The following is a 26,139-nucleotide window of genomic DNA, read 5'->3' on the forward strand; positions in this document are numbered from 1 at the left end:
TTAGCGAACTCTTTGTTTTGGAACTTCTTCGAAGCCTGGCTCTTTGGTTGTCTTTTTCTTCTTTGTGGTTCTTCTCTTCGTGCCATTTCTTAACTCTCTTTCTCTCTTTCTTTCCAGATTTTCTTCCTCATCTTCTCTTAAAATATACAGACCCTGTATGATGCCGAACATGATCATCGTACTTAAAATTGAGCTTCCTCCGTAGCTGACAAGAGGAAGAGTTACGCCTGTAGAAGGTATAAATTTTGTCACTCCGCCGATATTTAAGAATACCTGGAAAATATAACAGGTTCCAAGTCCCAGTGCTACCAGTTTGTAGAACTGATTGCGGAGTGCCAGAGCAATGTTTAAAAACATCACATAACAACTGACACACACCAGAATCAGACACAGGGAAAGAATCAGTCCCATTTCTTCCGAAATCGCAGCAAAGATAAAGTCTGTATCAGCTACAGGAATCTCATCCGGAAGTCCCTGAAACAGCCCCATTCCAAACCAGCTTCCTGTGCCAATGGCAAACAAAGACTGCGCTACCTGATATCCGCCGTCACTATAGGTTGCAAACGGATCTTTCCATGCAGCTACACGTACCTGAATGTGCGCAAATAAATGGTATGCCAGTACGGCAGCGACCGAACCGCCTCCGAGACCGGCTGCCACATAAAGAGGCTGTCTCGTTGCCGTGTACAGCATGACCAGATACACTACGAATAAAATCAATGCCGTACCAAGGTCTGTAGAAAGCACGAGGATCAGCACATGAGCTGCTGCCAGTGCTGTTGTAATCACAATGTTCTTAAACTCCAAAGAACGGTTTAAATTTGCCGCTACAAAAAATACAAATAAAATTTTCACAAACTCGGACGGCTGTATTCCGAATCCGGCGATCGTAAATCCAAGCTTTGCTCCACCGGAAACCTCTGCCAGAACGGAAACCAGAACCAACGCCAGAATCCCGGCTCCTGCATACATATAGCCCCAGTCTTTTAAACGATCCAGCTTACGGATCGCAACCGGTACCACCAAACCGATCACAACTCCTACTGCGGCGAAGATCAGCTGCTTGATCGCATTTTCTTCTTCCAGTCTGGTCAGCATGATCATCCCGATACAAAGAAGCATGCACATATTATTAACGATCAGCTTGGACACCTTCGGATATAAAATCCGGTACAACAGAATCACAGCCAGAAGAAAACCCGCGCTGGCTGCATAAAGAGTCAGTATTTTGGGATCATCCTTCTTCAGATACATGACCACATATGCTGTCAGCTGAAGTAAAAACATCAGCACATTCTGCCGGATCAGGATCCATTTCTGCTCGCTCTCATAATTATGTGCGAAAATAGAGAAACACGAAAACGTGTAAATTCCCATTAAAAGGATCATAAGATATTTTGATAATTCTACTATGATGTTAACCACAATTTCACCTGCTTTTATGTTATTCCGCGTCTGAAATGACCGCGCGTAAATTCTTCTCCTGACATTCCCGATACCGCATTCCGGGTATTCACAGCAAGAGCCGCATTCAAGATGCGAGTCACCTCGCTGCCTGTCTCTGTCGAAAACTGCACACGGATGCTTCTTGGATGCATCCTCATCCACTCTTCTCTTTCATCAAACAACGATAAAGGAGCGGAATTGTAAACAATATTATAGCAAAATCCGCAGTGATTTTTCACCGGGAACTGTTTTCCTCTGCGATCCGTCAGTGTTGTCGTGACCGGGTGGTGTGTACAGCCATTTGTTGTCTTCACCACACACTGCGCAGATGTCATAACCGGAATTCTTCCATAGATCACAAGTTCACTTTCCTCAAGTCCCAGAACATTCAGCTCCTCTGCATTTAATTCCATCGGAGCTGTAAACAGTTCTACACCGTTCCTTTTCCAGAATTGCCGGCTGTATTGATTGAATACATACAGATTATGATCCAGAAGGATCGTCCTGTCAAATCCGTGTTGTTTTAAAAACTGAAAACTCTCACAGTTTCTGATCAATACACCGTCCTGTGCGATTTCCAGAAACCGATCATAATGTTGTTCAAATTTTCGAACTGCATCAGCCCGGAAAATATGGGGCATCGCCAGAAAAATCTTGGCACTGCTTCTTTTCACTTTTTTACAGAGGTGCTGCAGTCTCGCATCTTCAAATAAATCCTGTACTATATTACTGTCAATATAAATCCGTTCTGCTGCCTCTGAATCCAGCACACTTTCCAGCTGTTCCAAAGTCTCTGTCAGAACACTCAGCAGTACACCTTCCGTTTTCTTTTCTTCTGAGTTTTGTTTCAGAAGAGGTTGTTCCGTGGATGTCCGCCGGAATTTCCCGCATATCTCCAGTTCTAATTTTTCTAATGCCTGCCTTCTTAATTCATTGAGCTGCTGCATTGGAAGAAACACCTTTCCTTCCAGATCAATCTCCAGATGTTCAAATACAAATTCTGTGGCTCCCGTCTTAGAAAGTTGCTTTTGGATTCTGGACACCTCCATCGGCTGATTCTGTGCCTCCTGCACAGTCTGCTCGGAATAAACGGTAACGCTTATATCTTCTGTCCAGACTGTCAGCATTGCCGGTTCTCCCACTGCCGCACGCAGGTATCCGGATATCTGCTCTTTCGTTGCCCCTTCCAGATACTGTTCTTTCATCTCTGTCATCAGTTTCTGGTTACGGATTCGATTTAGAATCTGTCCTTTTTGATATTGTTCCTTTTTGGGAACCAGAATCACAGTCTTTGTTCCCTTTGGAATCTCTTTTCCAAAAGAGTAATTCTCACGCTGCAGATTCAACTCCAGGAGATCTCCCTTGTGGATATCTGCTAAAGTCTCCACCGTCAGTTCTCTTCCTTTCTGTGAGAGCACACGTGCCGCAGGTACTCCTGCATGGTTCGGGCGGGAAATGGCGATCATATCCCGGCCGTTTCGTTCTTTATAATAACCCTGGCTGAATCCGCCCCGATTATACAGATCCATCAGCGCTTCCCGGTCTGCCTGTTCTACCCGATATCCACTTTTTCCCTTTTTTAGATACAAATCTGTATACTTCCGGTAAATCGATGTCACGGCCGCTACATACTCGGGCCGCTTCATTCTTCCCTCAATCTTAAATGAATAGACGCCCGCCTCGATCAGCTCCGGAATCAAATCCAGAGTACAAATGTCTTTTGGACTGAGCACGTATTCTTTTTTGCTGCTCTGATCCACACTGTACGGGAGACGGCACGGCTGGGCACACTGCCCTCTGTTTCCACTGCGTCCTCCGATCAGGCTGCTGAGCAGGCACTGTCCGGAATAGCAGTAACACAACGCCCCATGGACAAAGCACTCAATCTCCATCCCTGTTGCACGATAAATCTCCTGAATCTCTTCCAGAGAAATCTCCCTTGCCGGGACCACTCTTGTCACTCCCTGACTTTGTAAAAACTGCGCTGCCTTGACATTAACTGAGGACATCTGTGTACTTGCATGAATCTCCAGATCCGGAAAATCATGCCGGATTAATTCAAGCACTCCGACATCCTGTACGATCACCGCATCTAAGCCATGCAGATACAAGGGTTCCAAATAGTCATGAAGTGTCTCGATCTCCCGGTCTTTCAGAAGTGTATTGACTGTAAGATACACTTTTCTTCCATGGAAGTGTGCATAATCAATGGCCTGCTTTAATGTCTCTTCTGTAAAATTGTCTGCGAATGCGCGAGCTCCGAATCTGGGACCTCCTGCATAGACGGCATCCGCACCCGCATGGATCGCAGCCAGAAAGCTCTCATAGGATCCTGCCGGAGATAAAATCTCTATCTGTGGTTTTTTCTTTTCTTCTATCAATCAATAACTCCTTTTTCTATTTACATAAAAAGAGGGCCAAACAAAAGCTGCTTGCTTCTGCAGTCTCTTGGGCACCCTCATTCTTTTACTTTCTGCGATTCTTCATCTCTGTTTCCAGCTTCACGATCTGCATCTGAAGATCGTTGTTTTCCTCTTTCATCTTAGCGAGCTCTTTTTCCGCATTCTCCAACTTGATCTGTACGGAAATTAATTCATGCTTTAAGTCATACATCTCTTTATCTTTCAGTTCGATGTCACTCTCCAGTGAATCTCCCTGCTTCTTTGCCTTAAAATAATCATCTGCAATATTCAGTGCCAAAAGTACATTTCTGGTGTCTGCACTCTGCTTGCGGTAACCTTCGCTGTTGGCACATTCTGTTATCTTATGGTTCAGATAGGAAGATACTTTCTGCAGATACTCTTCACCCTCAAATCCACTTAGCGTATAGACTTTTCCTCCAATTAAAACTTCTGTAAAATGTTTTGCTGAACTCATAGCATCCTCCTTGGCATTTCTTATCTGTTATTATAAACTATCTGCAAACAAAAACCAACTATTTTTTGAAGTTTCTGTGTGACCGCTCACCTTGAAACCGGAGGAAGAATTCCAAGATGCCGGTATGCCAGATCTGTCACAACTCTTCCTCTCGGTGTACGCTGGATAAATCCACACTTCAGCAGATATGGTTCGTATACATCCTCCAGTGTTCCGGAATCTTCTGAAATGCTGGCTGCAAGCGTATCCAGCCCCACCGGACCTCCCTGAAACTTTTCAATCATGACCTGCAGGATCATCCGGTCTCCGTGGTCCAGTCCATAACGGTCCACATCCAGAAGATCCAGTGCATAATTTGCTACTTCTTCCGTGATCACACCGTCATATTTGACCTGTGCAAAATCACGCACCCGCTTTAGCAGACGGTTGGCAAGCCGCGGAGTTCCTCTGGAGCGTTTGGCAAGCTCAAGCGCTCCTTTTGTATCAATCTCGACATTGAGCACTCTGGCCGAACGCTTGATGATCGTCATCAACTCTTCTTCTGTATAAAACTCAAGACGATTCACAACTCCAAAACGATCCCGCAGGGGTGCGGTGAGCATCCCTGCTCTCGTAGTCGCTCCCACCAGGGTAAACTTCGGAAGATCCAGACGGATCGAACGTGCGGTCGCGCCCTTTCCGATCATAATATCAATCGCATAGTCTTCCATCGCCGGATACAGCACTTCCTCCACCTGCCGGTTCAATCGGTGAATCTCATCCACAAACAGCACATCATGCTCCTGCAGATTATTCAAAATAGCAGCCATCTCTCCCGGCTTTTCAATCGCCGGCCCGGAAGTCACCTTGAGATTCACCCCCATTTCATTGGCGATGATTCCTGCAAGCGTCGTCTTTCCGAGTCCCGGCGGTCCATAGAACAATACATGGTCTAACGCCTCGTCTCTTTCTTTTGCCGCCCGGATATAAACTTCCAGCATCTTCTTCGCTTTTGCCTGTCCTATGTAGTCCGAAAGAAGCTGCGGCCGCAGATGATTCTCTATCTTCGCATCTTCTTCCAGATTTTCTGTTGTGATAATTCGTCTTCCCATATGCTTCCTCTACTATATCTATAACATTTTTTTCAATGCTTCTTTGAGTACGTCTTCCACAGAGGTATACTCTGTCACCTGGCGTACTGCCTTCAGACTCTCGGCATTGCCATATCCAAGAGCCACTAAAGCCTGTACTGCCTCTGTCTGGATATCACCGTTTCGCCCATCTGATGGAATCTCTGCGGCGGCTGCGCTTCGCGGCTCTAACATCTCCTTAAGATCCAGCTTGTCTTTCAATTCGATGATCAGCTTCTCGGCTGTCTTCTTTCCAATCCCGGGTGCTGCACAGATTGCCTTGGCGTCACCTGACAATACCGCAAACTTGAGTTCATCCGCCGAGAGACAGGATAAGATGTTCAGTCCGCCTTTTGGCCCGATTCCGCTCACGCCGATGACCAGCCTGAACACTTCAAGATCGTCTCTTGTCAGAAATCCAAACAGCTGCATCGCATCTTCCCGCACATTCAGATACGTGTGAATCTTTACTTCACATCCAATCGGCCCCAAAAGGCTCAGGGACTGCTCCGGCATATAAATTCCGTATCCTACTCCCTGTACATCTACGATTGCCTTGTCCCGTTCCAAGCCTGCCAGTTCCCCTCTAATATATGAAATCATAGCTTCTGTTTCCTTTTCTTCTATACTTATTCTGCTTTTTTCAAAAAAGCAGTCCTTTTGAGTACTTCACTGGATACAATTCCAATCAGAAGCCCCGTTACCAGCCCCGATATGAGCAAAACCGGGAAATAATACCCGACCTGATAGGTCTCTACGATCATCATCGCGAGCAACAGCTGCCCGATGTTATGAAATACACCTCCTGCGATGCTGACTCCCTGGATACTGAAACCACCGGTCCTACGAAGCAACACCATGATGGCGAGACTGAAAACGCCCCCTGCCATACTGTAGAGAATCATACTCAGATTCCCAAACAAAAATCCGGACAGCAGAATTCTGGTTACAGATAAAAGAAACGCTTCTTTTCCTCCATATGTATACAAAACAATGACGATTACCAGATTTGCCAGCCCCAGTTTTATCCCAGGGATTCCAAAAGAAATCGGAATCAAGGTCTCCACATAGCTCAAAATGAGCGCCAGCGAAGTAAATACACCAAAATATGCTGTCTTATTCTTCATCTGTCCTCTCCTGTTTTAAAATGTTAATTCACGATTCCATCCAGTTCACTCTCTTTACTGCCCTGTACACTCACCACGACCTGATTCGGAAGACAGATGATACTCTCTCCCGTCCTGGAGATTGCCTTCTGGTGTACGCAGAGCTGATCCGGACAGTCTGCCCACTCCATCTTCGCCTGTCCATTCTGAATACGCAGACGATTCCCATCCTGAATCTCTATCGTCTGATCCTTTGCCAGTGAATACGTACCATACACTTCTCCGTCTACGGTGACAACTGCCTCCTGTGCCTCTTTTCCTGTCAGCAAAAAAAATCCCGCACACACTGCTGCTACCAAAAGTATGCATCCAATCAAAATATAATCTCGTTTTTTCATAGTTGTATCCTTTCAGAGTTTTATCATAGCACACTGCACTCAGGAATGCAACCATTCATTCGACCATATGTTCGGGTTGCATTCTTTTACAAAAATCTCCGGATCGGGATGGTAATCACCCGGAGCACTGCATAAAAAATCTTTTTCTCGGTGGACATTTCACGCGGATGATAATTCTCTTCATAATGATATTCTCCGCTGTCCGTCATTGTTCTGCTATAGGTTTTGTCGCGATCGATTTCTTCTCTTAATTCTGCTGACAGTGCTTCTGAATCAATCGCAAGCATCAATTCCGTATCCTGATACGTACTGCGCATATCCAGGTTGTAGGAACCTACGATACTGAGTCTGTCATCAATGAGCACTGCTTTGGTATGATTGGAATGAGGCCCCAGATATTCGTGCACCTGCACACCGGTTGCCCAGATTTTTTCTTTTTGGTTCAAATAATCTGTACACCCCCACGGATTGGCTCCGCTTGACACATCATTGGTAATAATCTCCACATTCGTTCCCTGTTCACAAGTATTTTTCAGATCTGCATACATCTCTTTTCCGCAGATAATATAAGGCGTGCAAATGACTGTATTTTTCCCTGTCTGAAGCAGCTGGTTGACAGAATACCACATATGAGGCTCTTTGTTTTTTGCTTCAATCGGATTGGAAAGAAGGGTTACCTTTGCAGTCTCTACCGTCCGCGCTTCCCAATCCCAGGTTTTTAAAATGTCCGGATATAACGCTTCAAGTTTCGGATATCGTTCTTCCAGTTCTTTCAGACTGTTCTGTACACGGTCAGTCTTCTTTTTACAGCGGTATTCTTTACTGTCCGAAAGCTCCCACACGCGTTCAAAATATGCCTTCAGCTGTTTTAAAGAGGCACTTTCTCCTTCCTTTGCATAGATAAAAATCTCTTTGTCAATATTCTGATGCTTTCCATAATCTCCCAAAAACAGATTGGTCGTATTTCTTCCGCCCAAAAGGTACATCGAAGAATCTGTAATCACGTATTTATCATGGAGTCTTGCCTGCATCGTCCACGGCTTCAACAGATTAACCGGATTGTACACTTTCACTTCTATATTTTCTGTAGAGGCGAGTGCCTGAAAATACGGATCTCCCAGCATATCTAAAAATCCACTGATTCCATCTACGATCAGACGAACATGCACATTCCTGTGTGCTGCCTCGATCAGCGCACTCATCACATCTTTTCCTCCGGTATCCGCATTAAAATCAAAAGTCGATACGATCACTTCTTCTTTCGCTTCCCGGATCATTTTCAATCGATATTCCAAAGCTTCTGTATTATCCGTAATGTAAGCCGCCCGTTCTTTTCCCGGCTCCTCAGAATAACATTCCTGTGGATCAAACTGTTTCTTATAATGATCCGATACTTTTTTATGCTGAACATAAGGAATCGTCAGTGCTGCGATATACAAAAGAACTGCGATCAGACAAAATCTTCCCCAGCGTATTTTTTTCTTTCCTGTTTTTAAATCGTATGTTCTCACCTCTGCCACCTCTCTGTTTCCCCATAGTTAAGAGGTAGTATAGTTCGCTCCTGCCCAAAAGTCAAGTACGCTATTTTGTTGTATTTTACGGGAAATTTCGTTATAATAAGCGAAACACTCAAACACAAGGAGATTTCTTTATGAACCAGATCAAATCGATTAGAAAATTATGCTTTATTCCGCTGCTCTTTCTGCTTCTTTTTTCTCTCAGTGGCTGTGCCTCATCTGCAGAACCGCTCCAGATGAACGGGATGTATTTTGATACAATCGTTACGATCCGCATATGGGATACTTCCGATCGCTCTGTTCTGGAAGAATGCGAAAAGCTTTGTCAAAAATATGAAAATCTGTTCAGCCGGACCATTGATACCAGTGATGTTTCCAGGATCAATCAGGCAAACGGACAGCCTGTGACTGTAGATCAGGAAACAGCTGATCTGATCAAAACCGCACTGCACTATGGGGATTTATCAGATGGGAAATTTGATATCACCATTGCTCCGTTAAGTGAGCTCTGGAATTTCGGACATAATGACGGACAGATTCCAGATCCAGCTGCCATTGAGGAAGCCAGAAGTCATGTGAATTACAAAAACGTCAAAGTGGACGGTACTACCGTTCAGCTTCTGGATCCAAAGGCTGCCATCGATCTTGGAGCGATTGCAAAGGGCTATATTGCAGATCAGCTGAAAGAGTATCTGGAAAGCGCCGGGATTAAACACGGACTGATTTCCCTTGGCGGAAATACCGTGGCAATCGGGGAAAAGCCGGATGGGTCACCTTTTAAGATCGGCGTTCAAAAACCCTTTGCCGAGCAAAATGATATCCTTACAAGTCTTGATATCAGAAATCAATCTGTGGTTTCTTCCGGAACCTACGAGCGCTATTTTGAAAAAGACGGAAAAATTTACCATCACATTTTAAATCCGTTTACCGGATATCCTTACGAGACTCATCTGCAGCAGGTTACGATCATCTCGGATGCTTCTGTAGATGGAGACGCCTTAAGTACCACTTGTTTTGCACTTGGTCTGGAAGAGGGATCAAAACTGATCAAATCACTGGACGAAATCGAAGCTATTTTCGTGACAGATGACGGAAACATCCATCGGGTGGGGTGATATCACTCCCACCCCAAATGTGTTCTTTTTACAATCATTCTTGGCATGAACTTTAAAATCCCATTTCTGTCCACATTGGTCAGAAATGGGATTTTCTTGATCTGTCAGATCACTCGTTCGAAAAACTGTAATTTGCCTTTCTGTGATAGTTTGTCACAAACCTTTCTAATGAATGCAATGCCATTGGAAGAATGATGCATCTTGCAGCGTAAAAAACATATCCGATTCCGATGGAAAACACAAAGGATGATATCACCTCAATCAGCAGTTTCTTTACAGAAACCTGCTTTTGAATGACAACTGCTTGAAAAATGATGTCTCCGCACCAGATCAATGCATTGATCAGAATGCAACTCAGCAAATTAAGGTTCCACTTCAACAGCAACCATAAGACGATGGCCTGCATCATAGCTCTTTGCGGTATTTCCATGCAGGCAGCTTCAATACACATTCCTATCAGTTCAGTCGGTTTATAAGCTTCTTTTGTTCGTGATCCGAACATTACCATGGCACATGTTGCCACTAACGTAACAGCGGCGATAACCCAGACTTTATAATCAATCAACTTTTCAAAATGAAACGGATAATCACCCATCAGCAGCCATATAATGATCGTCGGTATGATTGCGGTAAGCAAGGGCGAAAACATCAATGCCTTCTTTGTATTCTTCAATTTTTGAGATACATATATGTGGAAGGAAAACCATATTCCACTTAATAAAAATCCTATAATAAAAACAATTGGATAAAGCATTTATAAACTCCGTTTATAAAAAGTCCAAAAACTCCGGATTTTCTCCATAATGGCTCTATGTAATGCTTATTCATTTCCAGTGCTTTAACTGTGAAAGATATATATTAAATTGAGCTCGTCTGTCATCCACTCCCAGATTATCAGGATTCGGCATATGTTCCACAAGATAATCCAATAAAGACTCTCTTGACTGATATACAAACTTCCCCTCTGCATAACACCACTTACAATAATCTTCGTTGTAGCTTCCATCTTTCTCCCGGCTGATGAATGCATCTTCATTTAAGGGCATTCCACAGCATTGACAAATGAGCTGACGAGGAGAGCCCAGAAGCGTATTGACGGAAACTTCAAACTCCTGTGATAACAGTTTTAATGTATCTGTATTAGGTTGTGTCTCTCCTGTTTCCCAACGACTGACAGCCTGTCTGGTAACCATCACACGTTTCGCCATTTGCTCCTGTGTGAGACTATTTTTCTCGCGCAGCTTTTTAAGCACATCTTTCATTTCCATATTAGTTCCCTCCTTTGTGTAATATCTTATCTCTATTATGAAGCCTCTCTATGGTTTTAACAAGCAACCTGCAGTTGCTAAGAAGTTCTTGTAATCACACATCAGGAGTCGCTTTTACCGGATTCAGCAGCTTCCATCTGTTTTTTCACATCTACAAGGCTAATCCACACTCAAACGCTAACAGCATGTATTTCTCAGCATTCGTAAGTCCATACAATTCCAGATCTCGAATTTCCCATTTTTCCGAACTGAGACTATCCGCCCCATACAGAAATTGTATAAATGGAATCTGCCGGTATTGTGAAACTGCCAGCATAGATGCACATTCCATTTCAACCGCAAGACAGCCTTCCTGCCTGCGTTCCTCAATCGCTGGAATGGTTTCTCTGTAAATTGCATCCGAGGTCCATGTTTTTCCTTTTACATAGGAATACCCACAGAATTCCAATACATTCTGCAGTACCCGAATGGAATGTTCCGACGCTTTAATTTCCTCTGATGGAGCTATGTAATGATAGCTTGTTCCTTCATCACGGACTGCAGAAACCGGAATAATCATGTTATCCTTCACTTTCTCATCATCCAACACACCGCAGGAACCAAACATTACAAACTTCTTTGCACCCATGGCAACAACTTCCTCAAATCCTGCCACACACGCCGGTGCCCCTACTCTGGATAAATAAAATGCAATATCCTGATTTTTGTAATAAGTTTTATAAACAGGCAAAGCTCCATTGGCCGTATATAGTTCTGCAATCTTCTCTACACTTTTCAAGGAAGCAAACTTCTGAATAATATTTTCCGAAAATGTGGAAACACAGATTTCCGGAAAACCCTCTATTTTTTTCGTGGTATCAAAAGGCGTAAAAAGTGCCGGTTCTGTTATTGTATTTTTTTGAAAAATGGTTCCCATAGTGACACTCCCTTCTTGTCATTCTCATGAAAAGATCTAAAATCATTGCATAATATGCGCTGTAATAATCGTATAGCTATATGCGTTGACTGTTATTTTAAGGATTCAACACAAAATACGAATCATACTTTGTTCCATCATGCCCTACCAGTTTTTCCGCCGAAAGCTCAAACCCCAGATTTTTCAACGCTTGAATACATTCCGTAGCTGCTGGAATTGCTTTTGTGGCAATTTTACTACAATGGAATAAACGATATGCAGGCGCGATAATCAAACTTAATATTTTTATAATCTTATCAGACATTTCATAGTCGCTCCGAATATCAAGCCTAAGCAATCCACAATCTGTAAAATAATCTGCGGCATCTCTGTGAAAAAGTTCTATTGTCCCTATTGCTTCATGCGTTTCTTTTGATATAATCGTCCACCGGACAAATCCCTGTCGATTATACTCAAAAAGCCAATAATCAATAGCCTGCTGCATTCTGTTTTCAGTTGTATAATAAAAATCATCTCCGCCACAATTATCACTATTAAAGAAAGAGACAGCCTCTTTATCTGAATAAACTTTTAGTAAATCCAGTCTATCCTCCTGTCTGACCATTCTCAAAATATAGTCATTATTCTCAAATTCAGGACAACTTCTATAAATCTCTTCCATACTGGTCTTCCTCCGTAAATTCCGATTGAGATTTCACCTGTTTTAGGAAATTTAATAACTGTTATATTTTGTTATTAAATTCACTGTAAACCTTTGAAAACGCTGGATTTGTCGCAGGTGAGCTTTCCCTTATTGTTTCCCTTGTGTTATATCTTCCCATATAAGTTTACGAACTCTGATAAGGGAAAATACAAGGGCAAAAAAAATCTGATAACACATTATAACATAAAATGAAAATGACATGGTGAACTGATTGAAATGCTTCTATATTTTTATTGATTTGAAGGAGACACAACATGAATACCATTTACGCAAAATACAACATGTATCACAACAGCATTGACATTTATACATCTGCCGGATATATGTTACGCATTGACTGTAATAAGGCAGAGGATGGACTAAAAGCCACTCCCCGCTCACAGTATTCGTTATATGCACTTGCTGCTTTCCAATGGGGCAGTGGAATCAATAATCTGTCTTCCGATTACTTTTTCAATCTCTAAATAGTTCATAGCGATATCTCCTCATATTTACTCAAGAACCAATAACAGTGCCATTTTGAACTGCTTTGTTGCACTTACTGAGTGCTTTCCAAACTTATCAAACTTAAAAGTTTCTCCTGCGTGGATCACCTGCTCCTGTCCCTCATATCCAATCACAGCCTCTCCATCAAGTGCCATCACAAGGGCTTCTCCCGGAGCTGCATGCTCTGAAAGACCTGTTCCTGCATCAAAACTCATAACAACAAATTTCATCTTGTCATTATGCGCCAAATCCATATTTACAATCTTTCCTTCCTGATATGGAAGTAACTCTGCTAACTTAAATACTTCTCCCGCCTTGATTACCTCGTTCATAATAGTCTCCTTTCGAAATTCAATCTCTTTATATATAGAATCTTTTATTGCACTAACTCCAACCGACCGTTGAATAGGTGTTAGAATACTTTCTCCAGGCAAAAAATTGATATCCCTGTGCCATTCTCATGATAGATTTGCTTCGAGATGGTACACCCTGGCACTGTTCTGTTTTCTCTTACAAAATCTATAATTTTTCCAGCTTGTTCTTTCATCGTTTCCACCTCTCTTTCTCTTCTTTACATCTATTATTTTATCCATAGGCCTCTTGTTTTTCTGTTGCTGTAGCAACAATATCGATGATATGATAAAATTTCATTTGAAAGGATGGTAATAAGCATATGAAGAAACTAGATGATTATCAGAAGTATCTTCCGATACTATCGAAAGCAAAGCTATTTGAAGGAATTCCTCTTGAACACTATCCGCAAATTTTCAACTTCCTCCAGGCCTCAATTCTCTCTTTTGAAAAAGACGAATTAATTCAACACCTAGGAGAACCTTTGTTATATTCCGGAATTGTGCTTGATGGAACAGTTGAAGGATCATTTATCAATGAAAACTACAGCAAAATCAATATGAATCATTTTGAACGTGGTCGATCATTTGCAGAAGCCCTGGCATGCGTGCAAACACCATACAGTCCAATACAGCTAAAAGCATTGACTAACTGCACCATTATGTTAATTAATCTTAAAGGTATTATAAGCGGTTCTTCCTGTCCATGCTCTTACCAACTGAATTTAACCACTAACATGCTCAAAATACTTGCCTCACAAAATGTTTTTTCAAATCTAAAACTAAGAATTGCAAATCAGAAATCTTTAAGAGATCGAATTCTAATCTATTTGCATAGTTTAGCGCCAGACTCAGAAGGGTATCTCCATGTTCCCTTTACACAGACAGCACTTGCAGAATTCTTAGGTGTAAACCGAAGTGCACTGTCCAGAGAACTTGGTCGTATGCAAGATGAAAATCTTATAGAAGTTAACGATAAAAAAATGAAACTTTTACTATAGAAAAAAGGGGATGCGCCCATCCCCTTTGCCAAATACGCTGTATGCGATTTCACAACAATTTTATTCCAATGCCTCTTCCAGCACTGATTTCAGTGTTTCAGCTGATTTGTGTAATGCCTTGATTTCATCTTCAGATAGTGAAATGGGAACCTTTGATATAAATCCTTCTGCACCTACAATACTTGGCATAGACAGAACTACATCCTTGATTCCGTATTCTCCATCCATCATTGTTGAAATTTGAAGTATCGAACGTTCATTTCTGATTATAGCTTCACATATTCTCTTTACCGACATTGCTATTCCATAATAAGTAGCACCCTTCCTTTGAATAATTTCATAGGCGCTGTTTTTTACTTTCTCCGCAATTTCTGACGTAGCTCCTTCATGGTCATGATGCCCTCTCATCTCGCAGAAATCATGGAGTGGAATACCTGACACGTTGGCACTTGACCAAGCGGCAATCTCACTGTCTCCATGTTCTCCAACAATAAACGCATGAACACTTCGACTATCTACTTCCAGATGCTCCCCGAGACGTTCTTTTAGTCTTGCTGTATCCAGAACCGTTCCTGATCCAATCACACGATTCGGTGCATATCCTTGCCCTCCTTATTGTTCAAAATGCTCTTTTGCAAACTGCATATCCTGTACTACTTCAACCGTTCCAAGATAATTGCCTTTCTTATCTCTTACTGCCATATATGTTACAAGGAATGGTTTTCCATTCTTCTCCATCCAAACTGGAACTCTGTCACGCTTATTATTTCTAAAATCATCTAAAATTGCTCGCACCATCGCTTCTATCTTAGGTGGATGGCAAGAAAATACTTCCCTGTCAATCGCCATCTGAGGGCGTTTGAACACCTTTGGTCCTTCGTTGAAGAAGCGATTGATATTATTATCATCCACAAATGTAATCTCGATAGGCAATGTATTGAGAAGTGCTTCCAGCTGTGGAACTGTCATATGACCACCACCTAATATGATTTCTCCATCGCTTAGAGCCGCCTCTGTTCTTGCTTTTTTATCAGCACTATATTTTTCTGCCTCATCCCAGATCATTTCTACTCCAAATACAGGTGCATAGTCCTTAGCATCCTCGTAAATGCCATACCACTCTTCCCTGCTGAAATTCACTGCGCAGATAGGGTATAAAATATTATTTTCTTTATAGATCATCTCATCTGCTCGTTTGAGAACTGTCTGAAGTCGGTTCATCCATTCTTCATCATAATCTGATATTTTATCAAGTGCAGCTAGCTCATCACGAATTTCATCATCCACTGTCCACATCACATCCGAAGGTCCTGAGATCTCATAGCGTACCTTTAATACCGGATAGACAAGATCTCCTTTTTCTGCATAATGAATAGAAATCTGTCGAAGCTCAGATAGCTTCTCTCCTACATCATTCCCAGACTCAATATCTCCTTGAATTTCATGAATCAATGCGGCTATCTTCTCGTTTTCAAGAGCCCATCGATACATCGGATGTCCAACAGTTTCTCTAAGAGTCTTTGCTGCAGCATGCTTCTGATTGTATGCATCCGGCATCAGTTTCTTAGATGTCTCCTCTTTCTTAAGTGACTCTTCTACTGCTTTTTCTGCATTTGCAATCTTTTCTTCCTTTGTTGCACCGTGAAATAAGGCACTGTGAACATCGCACAATTTCTGCACTTCTGTGATTGGTGTGCCTTCCTTAATTAGCTCCTGCTCAGCTTTCATAATTTCAGATGCCTCTACCTCTGAAAAATTCTCTACGAAGTCTTTGCGCACACTCTCTAAGTCTTCGCCTTCTCCAAGTCGCTTTAAATAGCTCTTTATCTTTTCTCTTGTATTTTCCTGAAAAGCCCCATCTTCACTGCTGGTCTCGTCTCCTGCATTATTCTTTCCAAGTGCAAAGATATTTGGCATCTTCCCAATAAGTTCAAACCCATTACTCATAAGTGCCGGCACAACCTTCATCATGGATATGTTTCTCATCTTAGCTCCCTTTGGAATTGTTGTGATGCGTCCCACAGAGTTAAGCATTGCAGGCTTTGTAATCTCTGAAAATCCTAAATCCTTTAAAACATCTACAAGCTCAGGATATTCCTGAACCAATTCAAATACTGGTTTGTTTAAGTCTAATTTCTTTGCCATATAAACATCCACACCTTTCTATCTTTCCTTGTTACAAAATAGAATAACCTAAATTCCCTAAAATAATCTGTTGCTCCAGCAACATTTCTCAATGTCTCTGTTGTGTGTCCAGCACCTCCGACAATAACATTTTTCTTTGCCACTTCGTTCTGAATGGCTTCAGCAAGAATATCACCACCAGCTATAATGCTTCCTCCAAATAAAACCATTACATCAGCCTGATTGATTCCAATTTTTTTCTAATACATTTTGTGTAAATTCTTCTATATCACGCTTGCCACAAAATTCTCCCAAAATATTAATTGCTTTTGCTTTTTACATAACTCACCTCATAAAATTCCGATTTTTTACTTTTGGGAACATAGTTGATTGAGCAATAAACTGCTACATTATAATTACTTCCATATACAATTAAAGCATTCATATGCAATTTGCTCCATTCATTACATTTTAACAATTTTTCTTACTGTATTTGCCGTCCGGATCGTAATTCTGTCACTGATCTTTGAACTGGCAGTTTTTGACCACCAATTTGTTTTTTGATAATCTTTGCGGCTAAAAGACCAGAAAATCACATTTTTATAATGATAGATTTTTTCGTACTCTTCTTTTGGATTTCCAACTTCATTATAAAAACTGTCATAAGATATGTTCGGAAACATAAAAATAAGATTATCATAGATCTCCTTGTTGCTGTCTCCCCACCATTCTGGAGCATTTTTCAATATGTCTTCCAACTCTTCCTGCGAAACAACAAAAACGGGAATGTCCAACCCAAATCGTTTATTTATCATGGATCTTATTTCATTTGAAAGTCCCTCTTTGTCATCAATGTCCGCGCAGAAAACAACATTGCCGCTATTAAGATATGTAGAAACTGCTGTATATCCAAGTTCTGCAAAACCCGCTTTTAATTCAGACATCGCTATTTTGTTTTTGCCACTGATATTGATTCCTCTTAATAATGCAACATATCTTTTCATACGACCATTCCTCTCTGACATTTTTTGTTTTCTCAATATATTGTATAAATTTTACCATATCACAGACTTTTTGTGTAGTTGTTTCATTTTGATCCTTTTTTGTTCCATAAGAGAAAGCTCCTTTCAGTTCTTAACTCAATTTGAAAGCTGATAATCATAAATAAAGAAATTCATTACTGCCTGCTGTCCTTTAATGTTAAATACGTGTTTCTTTTCTAAACGTCTTTTCATTCCTTGGTGTTCATAAAAACCATAATTACAACTTGTGTCTGTAAACAAATAAAATTCTTTCAGCTTTTCCTGCTTCATGTAATTGAGTGCTGATTGAAAAAGCATTTTTCCAATCCCTTTTCCTCTGCACGAAGAACTTACGGCAAATAAGGCAAGTTCTGCCGGATAAGTCTTGTTATTTTCGTTTAGTAATTGCTTATCTATTCCATTGACGTTACCAAAGATTTTTGAAACATTTCGCCCCTCTTTTGAACTGTATAATGATAGTATTGATTTTATCTGCAACAGCCTGTTTGAAAGAGGACTTTTATGTTTGGTAATATTATTCGCCAGTATAATACCTGCCACATTTCCGTCAACTACCGCTACTCTTGAAAAAGTATAGTTTGTTAAGCAACTGCTTAGAAATACTCTTGCTAATTTGACCGCCGTTTTTGATGTACTAAAATCATCATAATGCCAAGTTTCTCTGATGATAGTTTCCAAAGCTTTAAAATCTTGTTTTTGATATTCTCTTAATTCTATTTGCATTGTTCTTCTCCTTGTTTTCATCATTTATATCATGTATGATAAAGTATACAGTAACTGTAATGTCAATAAGGAGATATACGAAAATGAGAAAAGAAATTAAAAGGCTAACAACCGCACAATTCGCAAAACTACACGAAGTAAATAAACGTACATTACATTATTATGATGAAATCGGTCTTTTCCGTCCGCTTACCAAGGCTGAAAATGGATATCGCTATTATGATATTTCACAAAGCATAGATTTTGAATATATTCGTATGCTGAAAGAATTAAATATGAGTATTGAAGAAATTGAAGCATATCGAAAAAATCCTACACCTGCCAACTTCTTAAAAATTGTGAATGAGAAAGAAAAAGAAATTGATAAGCAAATTCAAAAGCTGAAAGATATTAAAACTGTAATGCAAAGGAAGAAAGCGAAAATCGCTTTTTGTGAAACTTTGCAAGAGCAGGAAATCAGAATTGAAGAATGCAAATCAGAAAGGCTTTTAGTCTATCCTTATGATTTCTCAAAAGATGATATATCAGAAATTTTTTCCCACTTGAAAGATATATGGGGAATCGAACAAATACGCATGGGAATGGGAAGTCTTATTTCGCTTGATAATGTATATAAGATGAACTTTGATAAATATGAGGGGATATATACGATTGCCTTGAACAAGAAGTCTGTTCCAAATAGTCTTATAAAACCAAAAGGAAAATATCTTTGCGGTTATCAAAAGGGTACATGGGATAAATTGCCAGCACTGTATCAACAGATGTTGGATTATGCCAATAAAAATAATTTACAACTTACTGGCTACGCTTACGAAGTTGGTTTGAACGATTTTGTAATTTCTGATGAAGCCGATTATATTACAAAAATTGTGATTAAGATTCAAGAAATCTCTTGATTTTGCAGGTGGTAAAATATAACAAAAACTCCCCGATCGGGGAGTTTTACATGATAAATCCTATTCTGCAGTCTGTCTCGGAATAATAATCTTTCTCGGACATTTTTCTGCACACACACCACAGTTTGTACATTTGTCTGCATCAATATGAGCCAGACCGTTCAACACAGTGATCGCACCGGCTTCACAGCTTCTCTCACAAAGCTTACATCCGATACAGCCCACTTTACAGACGCTCATCAATGCCTTTCCCTTGTCATGGGAGCTGCATTGCACGAATGTCTTCTGCTTATATGGAATCAGCTCAATCAGCTTTTTCGGACAGGCTTCGATGCATTTTCCACATGCTTTACATGCTTCTTTGTCTACAACCGCAATCCCGTTCTCCACGTGAATGGCATCAAACGGACAGGTCTTCACACAGCTTCCGAATCCAAGACATCCATAAGAACATCCTTTTTGTCCTCCGTCCTGCATCAGATTCGCCATCGTACAGTCTTTAATTCCGTAATATTCATATACATTTGATGCATTCTCGCAGGTTCCGGCACATTTCACAAATGCAACCTTTCGTTCCTGACTTCCTGCGCTCTGTCCCATGATTGCTCCGATCTTCTCAGCGACAGGTGCGCCTCCGACCGGACATCCGCCAACTTCGGCTTCTCCCTTTACGATCGCAGCTGCAAGACCGGAACAGCCTGCATATCCACAGCCACCACAGTTATTTCCCGGAAGCTCTGCCAGAATGGCTTCTTCTCTTTCATCTACTTCTACTGCAAACTTTTTGCCGGATACTCCAAGAAAGACGCCGATAAACAGTCCGGTTCCTCCGACAATCGCCGCAGCGATCAAAATTCCTGATATCATCTCTTATGTCCTCCTTAAATCAATCCCGAGAATCCGAAAAACGCAATCGCCATCAATCCGGCTGTTACCAGCACGATCGGAGTTCCCTGAAAGGATTCCGGAACATCATTGTACTCGATTTTTTCACGGATTCCAGCCATCAGTACGATTGCAATCAGGAATCCGACTGCTGTTGCAACTCCGTTGACAACGCCCGCACCAATGCTATAAGATTTCTGCACATTTGTCAGTGCAACTCCGAGTACCGCACAGTTGGTTGTAATCAGAGGCAGGTAAACTCCCAGCGCCTGATACAGCGGCGGCATTGCTTTTTTCAGAAACATTTCTACAAACTGCACCAGTGCCGCAATAACAAGGATAAACACAATCGTCTGCAGATATTCGAAATGCAGCGGCACTAAAATAAACTGGTAGATCAGCCCCGTTACAAACGAAGAAATCGTGATAACAAAGACAACGGCTCCTCCCATACCGGCTGCTGTTTTTACATTTTTTGATACTCCAAGGAATGGACAGATTCCAAGGAACTGGCTCAGTACAACGTTGTTTACAAGCGCTGAGCCAACTGCGATCAATAATAATTCTTTCATCGTCCGCTCCTCCTACTCTTTTGTTCCGGCGCTGCCACACCCTGCACAGGACGCGCATCCTCCGGCACATCCGTCATTATTGTTTACCGGTTTTCCTTTTTTCTGTGCACGGTTCTTAATCTTGTTCTGCAATGCTGTCAGACCCGCAAGAACAAAAAATGCACCCGGTGCCAGAATAAAGATCGTAATCGGCTCATATGTATCCGGAAGTACCTGGAAATTAAAGATTTTTCCGGAACCGATCAGCTCTCTAACAATTCCGATGGAAGTCAGGCCGGCTGTAAATCCAAGTCCCATTCCGATTCCGTCAAAAACAGACGGCAGTACCGGATTTTTGGATGCATAACTCTCGGCTCTTCCCAGAATGATACAGTTTACTACGATCAGAGGAATATAAAGTCCCAGTGAATCATACAGACTTGGAACAAACCCTTCCAGCAAAAACTGTACAATCGTTACAAAAGATGCCACAACAACGATAAATGCAGGCATACGTACGGAATCCGGAATGATCTTACGCAGCATGGAGATCAGCATATTGGACAGCACCAGTACTACGGTTGTAGAAAGTCCCATACCGATTCCGTTGATTGCAGAAGTCGTCACCGCAAGCGTCGGACACATTCCGAGCATCAGAACAAAGGTTGGATTTTCTTTGATCAGACCATTGTAAAGTCTCTCTGTACATCTATTCATTGATCATGCCTCCTAACTCATTCTGGAAAGTATTCTGAAAATATACCAGCGCGGAATCGACTGCATTGGTCACAGCGTTGGTCGTGATCGTTGCACCACTGATGGCGTCAATCTTGTCATCACCCTTCTCGCCGTTTTTCGTATAGGTAAATTTCTCTACATTTTTATCTTTGAACTGATCTTTAAACTCGCTCTCATCTGCTTTCATTCCAAGACCTGCGGTCTCACTGATCGAGAGCATCTCCACACCTTTTACAGTTCCGTCATTTAAAATTCCGACAGATAAGCTCAAATCTCCGGCATATGCCTCATGAGAAGTTACAGAGATCACATATCCGATCACACTGCCGTTGTTATCCATTGCCTGCGCTACTTCTGTGATATCTGCATCATATCCTGCATCCTGAAGGATAGAAGCAGCTGATTGTTCGTCAAAATCTGCATATGCTTCGAAGGAATCCGCCTCCGGAAGCACTTTCTGGTATGCTGCCTGTTTATCCGCTTCTTTCGCTTTTGCGATCGGCGCTTTTGTCACCTCATAGACCAGTCCCAGAAGACATCCTGCCACAAGGGTGATCACTGTCAGGATACATGTATTTTTTATCATCTTATTCATTAGCGTTCCCCTCCTTTTCCAAATGGTCTTGGAAGAGTGATCTTTTCGATCAGCGGTACCAAAAGGTTACTGATGATAATTGCATAGGAAACACCCTCTGCAGAACCTCCGAACAAACGGAAGATTCCGGTCAGAAGTCCAAGACAGACTCCGTATACAATCTGTCCGGTCTTTGTGATCGGAGAAGTCACATAATCGGTTGCCATAAACCATGCTCCCAGCATCAGTCCGCCTCCGCAGAGATGAGCGGTAATGTACTGCGGATCAAAGCCATGACCGCCGAACAGAGTGATAAAGATTACAAATGTTACGATATAAGTTCCCGGAATCCGAAGATCGATCACGCCCATCAGGATCAAGAACATGGCACCGATCATAATCGCGATCACAGAAGTCTCTCCGATTGTTCCGCGGATATTTCCCATCATCATATCAAACGTATTCACAGCCTCACCGGCTCTTAAATTTGCCAGCGGTGTCGGTCCTGTCACTCCATCATATACAAAGTATGTCATTTTCCCTGTAAACGAGATTAAAAGAAAACAACGCGCTCCCAGTGCCGGGTTCATAAAATTCTGTCCAAGACCGCCGAACAGCTGCTTTACAACGATGATCGCAAACACAGAGCCAAGCGCTCCCATCCAGAGCGGCAATGTAGGCGGAAGGTTCAAGGCCAGTAACAGACCTGTCACAACCGCACTGAAATCCTGAATTGTCACAGGTTTGTGCATCAGTTTCTCATAAATATATTCTGCGAGTACTGCGGAAGCTGTAGTCACCAGAACCAGAAGCCACGCATTCTCATGTCTGAAATTATAAATGCCAAAAAAAGTCGCAGGAAGCAGCGCGATCACTACAAAAAGCATGATATTGCTGCTCTTCACTCGATCCCTTATATGCGGGGAAGGAGATACATTGAAGTTTGCACTCACGATTTTGTCCTCACTTTCTTACTTTCTTTTGTTTGCCAGTGCAATCTTTCTCATAGAACCGATCGCCTGTTTTAGATTTCTTTTTGCCGGACAGACAAAACTGCAGGAACCACATTCCACACATTCCAGTCCGTTCATCTTCACAAATCCTTCTTCGTTGTGACGCTCTGAAAGATCTGCCAGTCTGGAAGGAATGATCCTGCTCGGACATACTTCCACACAACGTCCGCAGTTGATGCAGGCAGTCTCTTTTGCTTCTGCTGCCTCATCCTTTTGAAACGCCAGAATCGAAGAAGATGTCTTTGTCACCGGCGCATCCAGTGTGACCATGGCAAATCCCATCATCGGACCTCCTGAAATCAGTTTCTGAGGTTCTGTTATAAATCCTCCGGCGGCATCCACCAGTTCTCTGTGGTTCATTCCGATTGGAACTCTAAAGTTTCCCGGATTCTGAATATCATCACCACTGACTGTGACTACACGCTCCATCAGAGGCTTTCCAAAACGTACCGCCTGATTGATCGCGATCAGAGTCTCCACATTATCTACTATACATCCTGCATCTGCCGGCAACATTGCCGCATGAATGGCACGCTTTGTCGTGGCATAGATCAACTGACGCTCTGCACCCTGCGGATATTTCGTCTCCAGTACTTTCACGCTCATACGGGATTTTCCGGCAATCGCCTCTTTTAATTTCTCTACGCAGTCTTTTTTATTGTCCTCCACTGCAAAAATTCCTTCTGCATTCGGGAATAAAGACAGCACCACTTCCATTCCGCTGACAATCTCCCTTGTACATTCCATCATACGACGGTAATCTGCTGTAATATACGGCTCACATTCCGCACCGTTCGCAATGATGTACTCAATCTTATCGGCTTCCTTTGGAGAAAGCTTTACCTTTGTCGGGAATCCTGCACCACCCATTCCCACAACACCGGCTTCACTGATTCTCTCGATAATTTCTTCTTTTGTGAGTTCTTTCAGAGAAGTAATCGGGGTGTATTCCACTTCCTCATATGTACCATCGTTTTCCAGTACGATACAATTTACCTTACTTCCCGCCGGATTGTATCTCATTTCGATTGCTTTTACAGTTCCTGCCACGGATGCGTAAACCGGCGCAGATACAAATCCGCCTGCTTCCGCAATCTTCTGTCCTTTTAAGACATGGTCGCCTTTTTTCACCAATGGAACTGCAGGCGCACCGATATGCTGAGACAGCGGATACACCAGTTCACCCAGAGGCAAGAGCTCTTTGATCGGCTGATCTTTAGCAAGCGCTTTTCCGTCTTTTGGGTGGATTCCACCTTTAAATGTTAAAAGTCCCATCTAATTTTCCTTCCTTTCTTTTGCTGCACTAGATTTTATTATAGCAAAAAGTTCTTCGCAAAAAAAGAGGCGAAGCCATTAAACTCCACCTCTCTATGTGTTTCATTCTACTCTTCTGTTTCTTCAACAGTGTCTGGCTCAAGTGCTTTCATGCTCAGGCTGATCTTCTTCTCTGCTTCGTTCAGATCTACCACTTTTGCAGTGATTTCCTGTCCAATAGAAAGAACATCAGATGGTTTTTCTACATGTGCTCTTGAAATCTGAGAAACATGCAGTAATGCATCTACTCCAGGCGCCAGTTCAACGAATGCACCAAAATCTGTCATACGTGCAACTTTTCCTGTAACCTCAGAACCAACTGCGAAGTCTTCAGCAGCGTGTGCCCATGGATTTGTCTCAGGGAATTTTAAGCTCAGTGCGATCTTTGTATCGTTGATGTCTTTCACAAGAACTTTTACCTGATCTCCAACCTGGAATACCTTCTTCGGATTCTCAACTCTTCCCCATGACATTTCAGAAATGTGAAGAAGTCCGTCTACTCCGCCAAGGTCGATAAATGCACCGAAATCTGTTACGTTCTTAACAGTTCCTTCTACTGTATCTCCAACCTGCAGTTTTGCAAACAGTTCTTTCTGTTTTTCTGCTCTCTCTGCTACAAGAAGCTGTCTTCTGTCACCGATCACGCGGTTTCTTCTTGGGTTGAATTCGCTGATCACAAACTCAATCTCCTGTCCTTCGTATTTGCTCAGATCTTTTTCATAAGAATCTGATACGAGGCTTGCCGGAATAAATACACGTGCACCTTCTACAGTTGCGCACAGTCCTCCGCCAAGGATCTGAGTTACTGTTGCTTTTAAAACTTCTTTGTTCTCGAATGCTTCGCGCAGTCTTTCGTTTCCTTTTTCTGCTGCGAGTCTCTTATATGTCAGTAACACCTGACCTTCTCCATCATTGACTTTCAATACTTTTACAGTCATAGAATCACCAACAGAAACAACTGTTGTCAGGTCCAGAGACTGATCGTTGGAGTATTCACTCTTTGTGATGATACCGTCTGCTTTGTATCCGATATTCAGGATGATCTCATCTGGTTTCACATCAATTACAGTTCCCTCTACTACCTCTCCGTTGTGAATTGTTTTAAATGATTCTTCTAACATTTGTTCAAAAGATAATTCTGACATTATTTTGAACCTCCTCAATTATATTATTGGGCGTGGATGCCCCTGCTGTAATACCTACTGTTTCCACTGACCCTAATTGATTCAAATCCAAATCGTCAAGTGTCTGTATATAGTACGTATCCTTACATGCTCCCTTGCATATTTCAAATAACTTCTGGGTATTGGAACTATGTTTGTCACCAATCACTATCATAGCATCCACCTCTTCCGCAATGCTCCTGGCTTCCGTCTGGCGTTCCCTGGTCGCACCGCAGATTGTATTTAAAACACTTACATCATAACTCTTTTTCGAAATAATTTCAACTAAATCTTGAAATTTATTGTAATTAAATGTCGTTTGGGCGACAACACATACGGCTCTTGCCGAATCCAGTACAAGGGAAGCGGCATCTTCTTTTGTTTCCACCACAAAAACCTGTTCTCCTGCCCAGCCGCGGATTCCTTCCACCTCCGGATGCTTCGGATTCCCGATAATGACGATCTGTTTTCCGGCTGCACTTTCCCGGCTTACAATGCGATGGATCTTCTTCACAAATGGACAGGTTGCATCCACGATCTGGATCTTCTTTTTCTCCAGCTTCTCGTAGATATATTTTGCCACTCCGTGAGAACGGATAATGACCGTTCCCTCTGTAAGCTGTTCCAGCTCCTGCTCCGTACGAAGGACGATCACGCCCTGATTTTCCAGATCTTTTACGACTTCTTCATTGTGAATGATCGGTCCGTAAGTGTAGATTGGTGCTGCATCCGAATTTTTTGCCTGTTCATAAACTGTTTCTACCGCCCGTTTTACGCCGAAGCAAAAACCGGCAGTCTTTGCACGTTTTACATTCATCCTCTG

Annotated in this window: 30 protein-coding genes; 4 read left to right on the top strand and 26 right to left on the bottom strand. The window is 42.1% G+C overall.

Annotated features, from left to right (window positions below):
• The 8 genes from FXV78_RS16035 to FXV78_RS16070 form a co-directional block, all read right to left on the bottom strand.
• The gene (locus FXV78_RS16035) at positions 1-1,425 is read right to left on the bottom strand and encodes an FtsW/RodA/SpoVE family cell cycle protein (protein WP_039959819.1); all 1,425 of its coding nucleotides are present in this window, start codon (positions 1,423-1,425) and stop codon (positions 1-3) included.
• A 14-nt stretch (positions 1,426-1,439) separates the two neighbouring features.
• Positions 1,440-3,827 (bottom strand): peptidase U32 family protein, encoded by a 2,388-nt coding sequence (locus tag FXV78_RS16040; RefSeq protein WP_004843432.1) that lies wholly within the window; start codon positions 3,825-3,827, stop codon positions 1,440-1,442.
• 85 nt (positions 3,828-3,912) lie between these two features.
• Positions 3,913-4,323, bottom strand: coding sequence for a cell division protein ZapA (locus FXV78_RS16045; protein ID WP_004843433.1), 411 nt, complete (start codon positions 4,321-4,323; stop codon positions 3,913-3,915).
• A gap of 86 nt (positions 4,324-4,409) precedes the next feature.
• On the bottom strand, positions 4,410-5,414 hold the full coding sequence (gene ruvB / locus FXV78_RS16050; RefSeq protein WP_004843434.1) for a Holliday junction branch migration DNA helicase RuvB: 1,005 nt from the start codon (positions 5,412-5,414) through the stop codon (positions 4,410-4,412).
• An 18-nt stretch (positions 5,415-5,432) separates the two neighbouring features.
• A complete protein-coding gene (gene ruvA / locus FXV78_RS16055; RefSeq protein ID WP_009244739.1) occupies positions 5,433-6,035 on the bottom strand; it encodes a Holliday junction branch migration protein RuvA in 603 nt (200 codons plus the stop codon).
• Positions 6,036-6,061: 26 nt separating this feature from the next.
• Positions 6,062-6,559, bottom strand: a complete 498-nt coding sequence (locus FXV78_RS16060) for a Gx transporter family protein (protein ID WP_022037377.1) — start codon at positions 6,557-6,559, stop codon at positions 6,062-6,064.
• 23 nt (positions 6,560-6,582) lie between these two features.
• A complete protein-coding gene (locus FXV78_RS16065; RefSeq protein WP_004843436.1) occupies positions 6,583-6,936 on the bottom strand; it encodes a NusG domain II-containing protein in 354 nt (117 codons plus the stop codon).
• Between the two features lie 86 nt (positions 6,937-7,022).
• Positions 7,023-8,456 carry a phospholipase D-like domain-containing protein gene (locus tag FXV78_RS16070; RefSeq protein ID WP_004843437.1) on the bottom strand — a complete coding sequence of 478 codons (1,434 nt, stop codon included), beginning with the start codon at positions 8,454-8,456 and terminating at the stop codon, positions 7,023-7,025.
• Positions 8,457-8,587: 131 nt separating this feature from the next.
• Here FXV78_RS16070 and FXV78_RS16075 point away from each other — a divergent pair, with 131 nt between their 5' ends.
• Positions 8,588-9,568 carry an FAD:protein FMN transferase gene (locus tag FXV78_RS16075; RefSeq protein WP_004843438.1) on the top strand — a complete coding sequence of 327 codons (981 nt, stop codon included), beginning with the start codon at positions 8,588-8,590 and terminating at the stop codon, positions 9,566-9,568.
• 109 nt (positions 9,569-9,677) lie between these two features.
• Here the strand turns inward: FXV78_RS16075 and FXV78_RS16080 are convergent, their stop codons facing one another.
• The 4 genes from FXV78_RS16080 to FXV78_RS16095 all read right to left on the bottom strand — a co-directional run bounded on the left by FXV78_RS16080 (position 9,678) and on the right by FXV78_RS16095 (position 12,413).
• Positions 9,678-10,217, bottom strand: coding sequence for a hypothetical protein (locus FXV78_RS16080; RefSeq protein ID WP_131588782.1), 540 nt, complete (start codon positions 10,215-10,217; stop codon positions 9,678-9,680).
• A gap of 175 nt (positions 10,218-10,392) precedes the next feature.
• The gene (locus FXV78_RS16085) at positions 10,393-10,836 is read right to left on the bottom strand and encodes a zinc ribbon domain-containing protein (protein WP_004843440.1); all 444 of its coding nucleotides are present in this window, start codon (positions 10,834-10,836) and stop codon (positions 10,393-10,395) included.
• Positions 10,837-10,987: 151 nt separating this feature from the next.
• On the bottom strand, positions 10,988-11,752 hold the full coding sequence (locus tag FXV78_RS16090; protein ID WP_004843441.1) for a nucleoside phosphorylase: 765 nt from the start codon (positions 11,750-11,752) through the stop codon (positions 10,988-10,990).
• Positions 11,753-11,849: 97 nt separating this feature from the next.
• Entirely contained in the window at positions 11,850-12,413 is a 564-nt protein-coding gene (locus tag FXV78_RS16095; RefSeq protein WP_004843442.1) for a GNAT family N-acetyltransferase, read from the bottom strand.
• Positions 12,414-12,709: 296 nt separating this feature from the next.
• Between FXV78_RS16095 and FXV78_RS16100 the strand changes: the two genes are divergently transcribed.
• Positions 12,710-12,919, top strand: a complete 210-nt coding sequence (locus FXV78_RS16100) for a hypothetical protein (RefSeq protein WP_004843443.1) — start codon at positions 12,710-12,712, stop codon at positions 12,917-12,919.
• A 27-nt stretch (positions 12,920-12,946) separates the two neighbouring features.
• Here the strand turns inward: FXV78_RS16100 and FXV78_RS18555 are convergent, their stop codons facing one another.
• Positions 12,947-13,273, bottom strand: a complete 327-nt coding sequence (locus FXV78_RS18555; protein WP_009244745.1) for a cupin domain-containing protein — start codon at positions 13,271-13,273, stop codon at positions 12,947-12,949.
• Between the two features lie 341 nt (positions 13,274-13,614).
• Between FXV78_RS18555 and FXV78_RS16110 the strand changes: the two genes are divergently transcribed.
• Positions 13,615-14,292, top strand: a complete 678-nt coding sequence (locus FXV78_RS16110; protein WP_004613243.1) for a Crp/Fnr family transcriptional regulator — start codon at positions 13,615-13,617, stop codon at positions 14,290-14,292.
• Positions 14,293-14,352: 60 nt separating this feature from the next.
• On the opposite strand, the gene FXV78_RS16115 is transcribed toward FXV78_RS16110, so the two are convergent.
• From FXV78_RS16115 to FXV78_RS16135, 5 genes are all read right to left on the bottom strand, one after another.
• Entirely contained in the window at positions 14,353-14,877 is a 525-nt protein-coding gene (locus FXV78_RS16115) for a Rossmann-fold NAD(P)-binding domain-containing protein (RefSeq protein ID WP_004843445.1), read from the bottom strand.
• 27 nt (positions 14,878-14,904) lie between these two features.
• Entirely contained in the window at positions 14,905-16,437 is a 1,533-nt protein-coding gene (locus FXV78_RS16120; protein ID WP_004843446.1) for a DUF438 domain-containing protein, read from the bottom strand.
• Positions 16,422-16,646, bottom strand: coding sequence for a hypothetical protein (locus FXV78_RS18740; RefSeq protein ID WP_004843447.1), 225 nt, complete (start codon positions 16,644-16,646; stop codon positions 16,422-16,424). Before FXV78_RS18740 ends, FXV78_RS16120 begins: the two co-directional genes overlap by 16 nt.
• A gap of 234 nt (positions 16,647-16,880) precedes the next feature.
• A complete protein-coding gene (locus tag FXV78_RS16130; RefSeq protein WP_009244750.1) occupies positions 16,881-17,420 on the bottom strand; it encodes a DUF1697 domain-containing protein in 540 nt (179 codons plus the stop codon).
• Between the two features lie 135 nt (positions 17,421-17,555).
• Positions 17,556-18,182: a GNAT family N-acetyltransferase gene (locus FXV78_RS16135; protein ID WP_039959821.1), complete on the bottom strand. Its 627-nt coding sequence runs from the start codon at positions 18,180-18,182 to the stop codon at positions 17,556-17,558.
• Between the two features lie 83 nt (positions 18,183-18,265).
• Between FXV78_RS16135 and FXV78_RS16140 the strand changes: the two genes are divergently transcribed.
• The gene (locus FXV78_RS16140; RefSeq protein ID WP_009244752.1) at positions 18,266-19,078 is read left to right on the top strand and encodes a MerR family transcriptional regulator; all 813 of its coding nucleotides are present in this window, start codon (positions 18,266-18,268) and stop codon (positions 19,076-19,078) included.
• A gap of 60 nt (positions 19,079-19,138) precedes the next feature.
• Here FXV78_RS16140 and rnfB read toward each other — a convergent pair whose 3' ends face one another.
• The 8 genes from rnfB to ispH all read right to left on the bottom strand — a co-directional run bounded on the left by rnfB (position 19,139) and on the right by ispH (position 26,133).
• Entirely contained in the window at positions 19,139-19,945 is an 807-nt protein-coding gene (rnfB, locus tag FXV78_RS16145) for an RnfABCDGE type electron transport complex subunit B (protein ID WP_004843452.1), read from the bottom strand.
• 14 nt (positions 19,946-19,959) lie between these two features.
• Positions 19,960-20,535, bottom strand: coding sequence for an electron transport complex protein RnfA (locus tag FXV78_RS16150; RefSeq protein WP_004843453.1), 576 nt, complete (start codon positions 20,533-20,535; stop codon positions 19,960-19,962).
• 12 nt (positions 20,536-20,547) lie between these two features.
• A complete protein-coding gene (rsxE, locus tag FXV78_RS16155; RefSeq protein ID WP_004843454.1) occupies positions 20,548-21,231 on the bottom strand; it encodes an electron transport complex subunit RsxE in 684 nt (227 codons plus the stop codon).
• Positions 21,224-21,847 (bottom strand): RnfABCDGE type electron transport complex subunit G, encoded by a 624-nt coding sequence (locus FXV78_RS16160; RefSeq protein WP_004843455.1) that lies wholly within the window; start codon positions 21,845-21,847, stop codon positions 21,224-21,226. The genes rsxE and FXV78_RS16160 overlap by 8 nt, the downstream gene beginning before the upstream one ends.
• Entirely contained in the window at positions 21,847-22,713 is an 867-nt protein-coding gene (locus tag FXV78_RS16165) for an RnfABCDGE type electron transport complex subunit D (protein ID WP_004843456.1), read from the bottom strand. The genes FXV78_RS16160 and FXV78_RS16165 overlap by 1 nt, the downstream gene beginning before the upstream one ends.
• An 84-nt stretch (positions 22,714-22,797) precedes the next feature.
• Positions 22,798-24,114, bottom strand: coding sequence for an electron transport complex subunit RsxC (rsxC, locus tag FXV78_RS16170; protein WP_004840378.1), 1,317 nt, complete (start codon positions 24,112-24,114; stop codon positions 22,798-22,800).
• Between the two features lie 107 nt (positions 24,115-24,221).
• Positions 24,222-25,298, bottom strand: a complete 1,077-nt coding sequence (gene rpsA, locus FXV78_RS16175) for a 30S ribosomal protein S1 (RefSeq protein WP_004840377.1) — start codon at positions 25,296-25,298, stop codon at positions 24,222-24,224.
• Entirely contained in the window at positions 25,279-26,133 is an 855-nt protein-coding gene (gene ispH, locus FXV78_RS16180; RefSeq protein WP_039959231.1) for a 4-hydroxy-3-methylbut-2-enyl diphosphate reductase, read from the bottom strand. Before ispH ends, rpsA begins: the two co-directional genes overlap by 20 nt.
• Between the last annotated feature and the right edge of the window lie 6 nt (positions 26,134-26,139).

The organism is Mediterraneibacter gnavus ATCC 29149, assembly GCF_008121495.1.
Taxonomy (GTDB): Bacteria; Bacillota; Clostridia; order Lachnospirales; family Lachnospiraceae; genus Mediterraneibacter; species Mediterraneibacter gnavus.

Coding starts and splice junctions, on each gene's coding strand:
- FXV78_RS16140 (WP_009244752.1), top strand. CDS start 18,266: ATGAGAAAAGAAATTAAAAGGCTAACAACCGCACAATTCGCAAAACTA.
- FXV78_RS16090 (WP_004843441.1), bottom strand. CDS start 11,752: ATGGGAACCATTTTTCAAAAAAATACAATAACAGAACCGGCACTTTTT.
- FXV78_RS18740 (WP_004843447.1), bottom strand. CDS start 16,646: ATGGTTTTATTTGGAGGAAGCATTATAGCTGGTGGTGATATTCTTGCT.
- FXV78_RS16060 (WP_022037377.1), bottom strand. CDS start 6,559: ATGAAGAATAAGACAGCATATTTTGGTGTATTTACTTCGCTGGCGCTC.
- FXV78_RS16165 (WP_004843456.1), bottom strand. CDS start 22,713: ATGCTTTTTGTAGTGATCGCGCTGCTTCCTGCGACTTTTTTTGGCATT.
- rpsA (WP_004840377.1), bottom strand. CDS start 25,298: ATGTCAGAATTATCTTTTGAACAAATGTTAGAAGAATCATTTAAAACA.
- rsxC (WP_004840378.1), bottom strand. CDS start 24,114: ATGGGACTTTTAACATTTAAAGGTGGAATCCACCCAAAAGACGGAAAA.
- FXV78_RS16150 (WP_004843453.1), bottom strand. CDS start 20,535: ATGAAAGAATTATTATTGATCGCAGTTGGCTCAGCGCTTGTAAACAAC.
- ruvA (WP_009244739.1), bottom strand. CDS start 6,035: ATGATTTCATATATTAGAGGGGAACTGGCAGGCTTGGAACGGGACAAG.
- FXV78_RS16160 (WP_004843455.1), bottom strand. CDS start 21,847: ATGAATAAGATGATAAAAAATACATGTATCCTGACAGTGATCACCCTT.
- FXV78_RS18555 (WP_009244745.1), bottom strand. CDS start 13,273: ATGAACGAGGTAATCAAGGCGGGAGAAGTATTTAAGTTAGCAGAGTTA.
- ruvB (WP_004843434.1), bottom strand. CDS start 5,414: ATGGGAAGACGAATTATCACAACAGAAAATCTGGAAGAAGATGCGAAG.
- rsxE (WP_004843454.1), bottom strand. CDS start 21,231: ATGAATAGATGTACAGAGAGACTTTACAATGGTCTGATCAAAGAAAAT.
- ispH (WP_039959231.1), bottom strand. CDS start 26,133: ATGAATGTAAAACGTGCAAAGACTGCCGGTTTTTGCTTCGGCGTAAAA.
- FXV78_RS16065 (WP_004843436.1), bottom strand. CDS start 6,936: ATGAAAAAACGAGATTATATTTTGATTGGATGCATACTTTTGGTAGCA.
- FXV78_RS16120 (WP_004843446.1), bottom strand. CDS start 16,437: ATGGCAAAGAAATTAGACTTAAACAAACCAGTATTTGAATTGGTTCAG.
- FXV78_RS16110 (WP_004613243.1), top strand. CDS start 13,615: ATGAAGAAACTAGATGATTATCAGAAGTATCTTCCGATACTATCGAAA.
- FXV78_RS16085 (WP_004843440.1), bottom strand. CDS start 10,836: ATGGAAATGAAAGATGTGCTTAAAAAGCTGCGCGAGAAAAATAGTCTC.
- FXV78_RS16045 (WP_004843433.1), bottom strand. CDS start 4,323: ATGAGTTCAGCAAAACATTTTACAGAAGTTTTAATTGGAGGAAAAGTC.
- rnfB (WP_004843452.1), bottom strand. CDS start 19,945: ATGATATCAGGAATTTTGATCGCTGCGGCGATTGTCGGAGGAACCGGA.
- FXV78_RS16100 (WP_004843443.1), top strand. CDS start 12,710: ATGAATACCATTTACGCAAAATACAACATGTATCACAACAGCATTGAC.
- FXV78_RS16130 (WP_009244750.1), bottom strand. CDS start 17,420: ATGAAAAGATATGTTGCATTATTAAGAGGAATCAATATCAGTGGCAAA.
- FXV78_RS16135 (WP_039959821.1), bottom strand. CDS start 18,182: ATGCAAATAGAATTAAGAGAATATCAAAAACAAGATTTTAAAGCTTTG.
- FXV78_RS16095 (WP_004843442.1), bottom strand. CDS start 12,413: ATGGAAGAGATTTATAGAAGTTGTCCTGAATTTGAGAATAATGACTAT.
- FXV78_RS16080 (WP_131588782.1), bottom strand. CDS start 10,217: ATGTTTTCGCCCTTGCTTACCGCAATCATACCGACGATCATTATATGG.
- FXV78_RS16075 (WP_004843438.1), top strand. CDS start 8,588: ATGAACCAGATCAAATCGATTAGAAAATTATGCTTTATTCCGCTGCTC.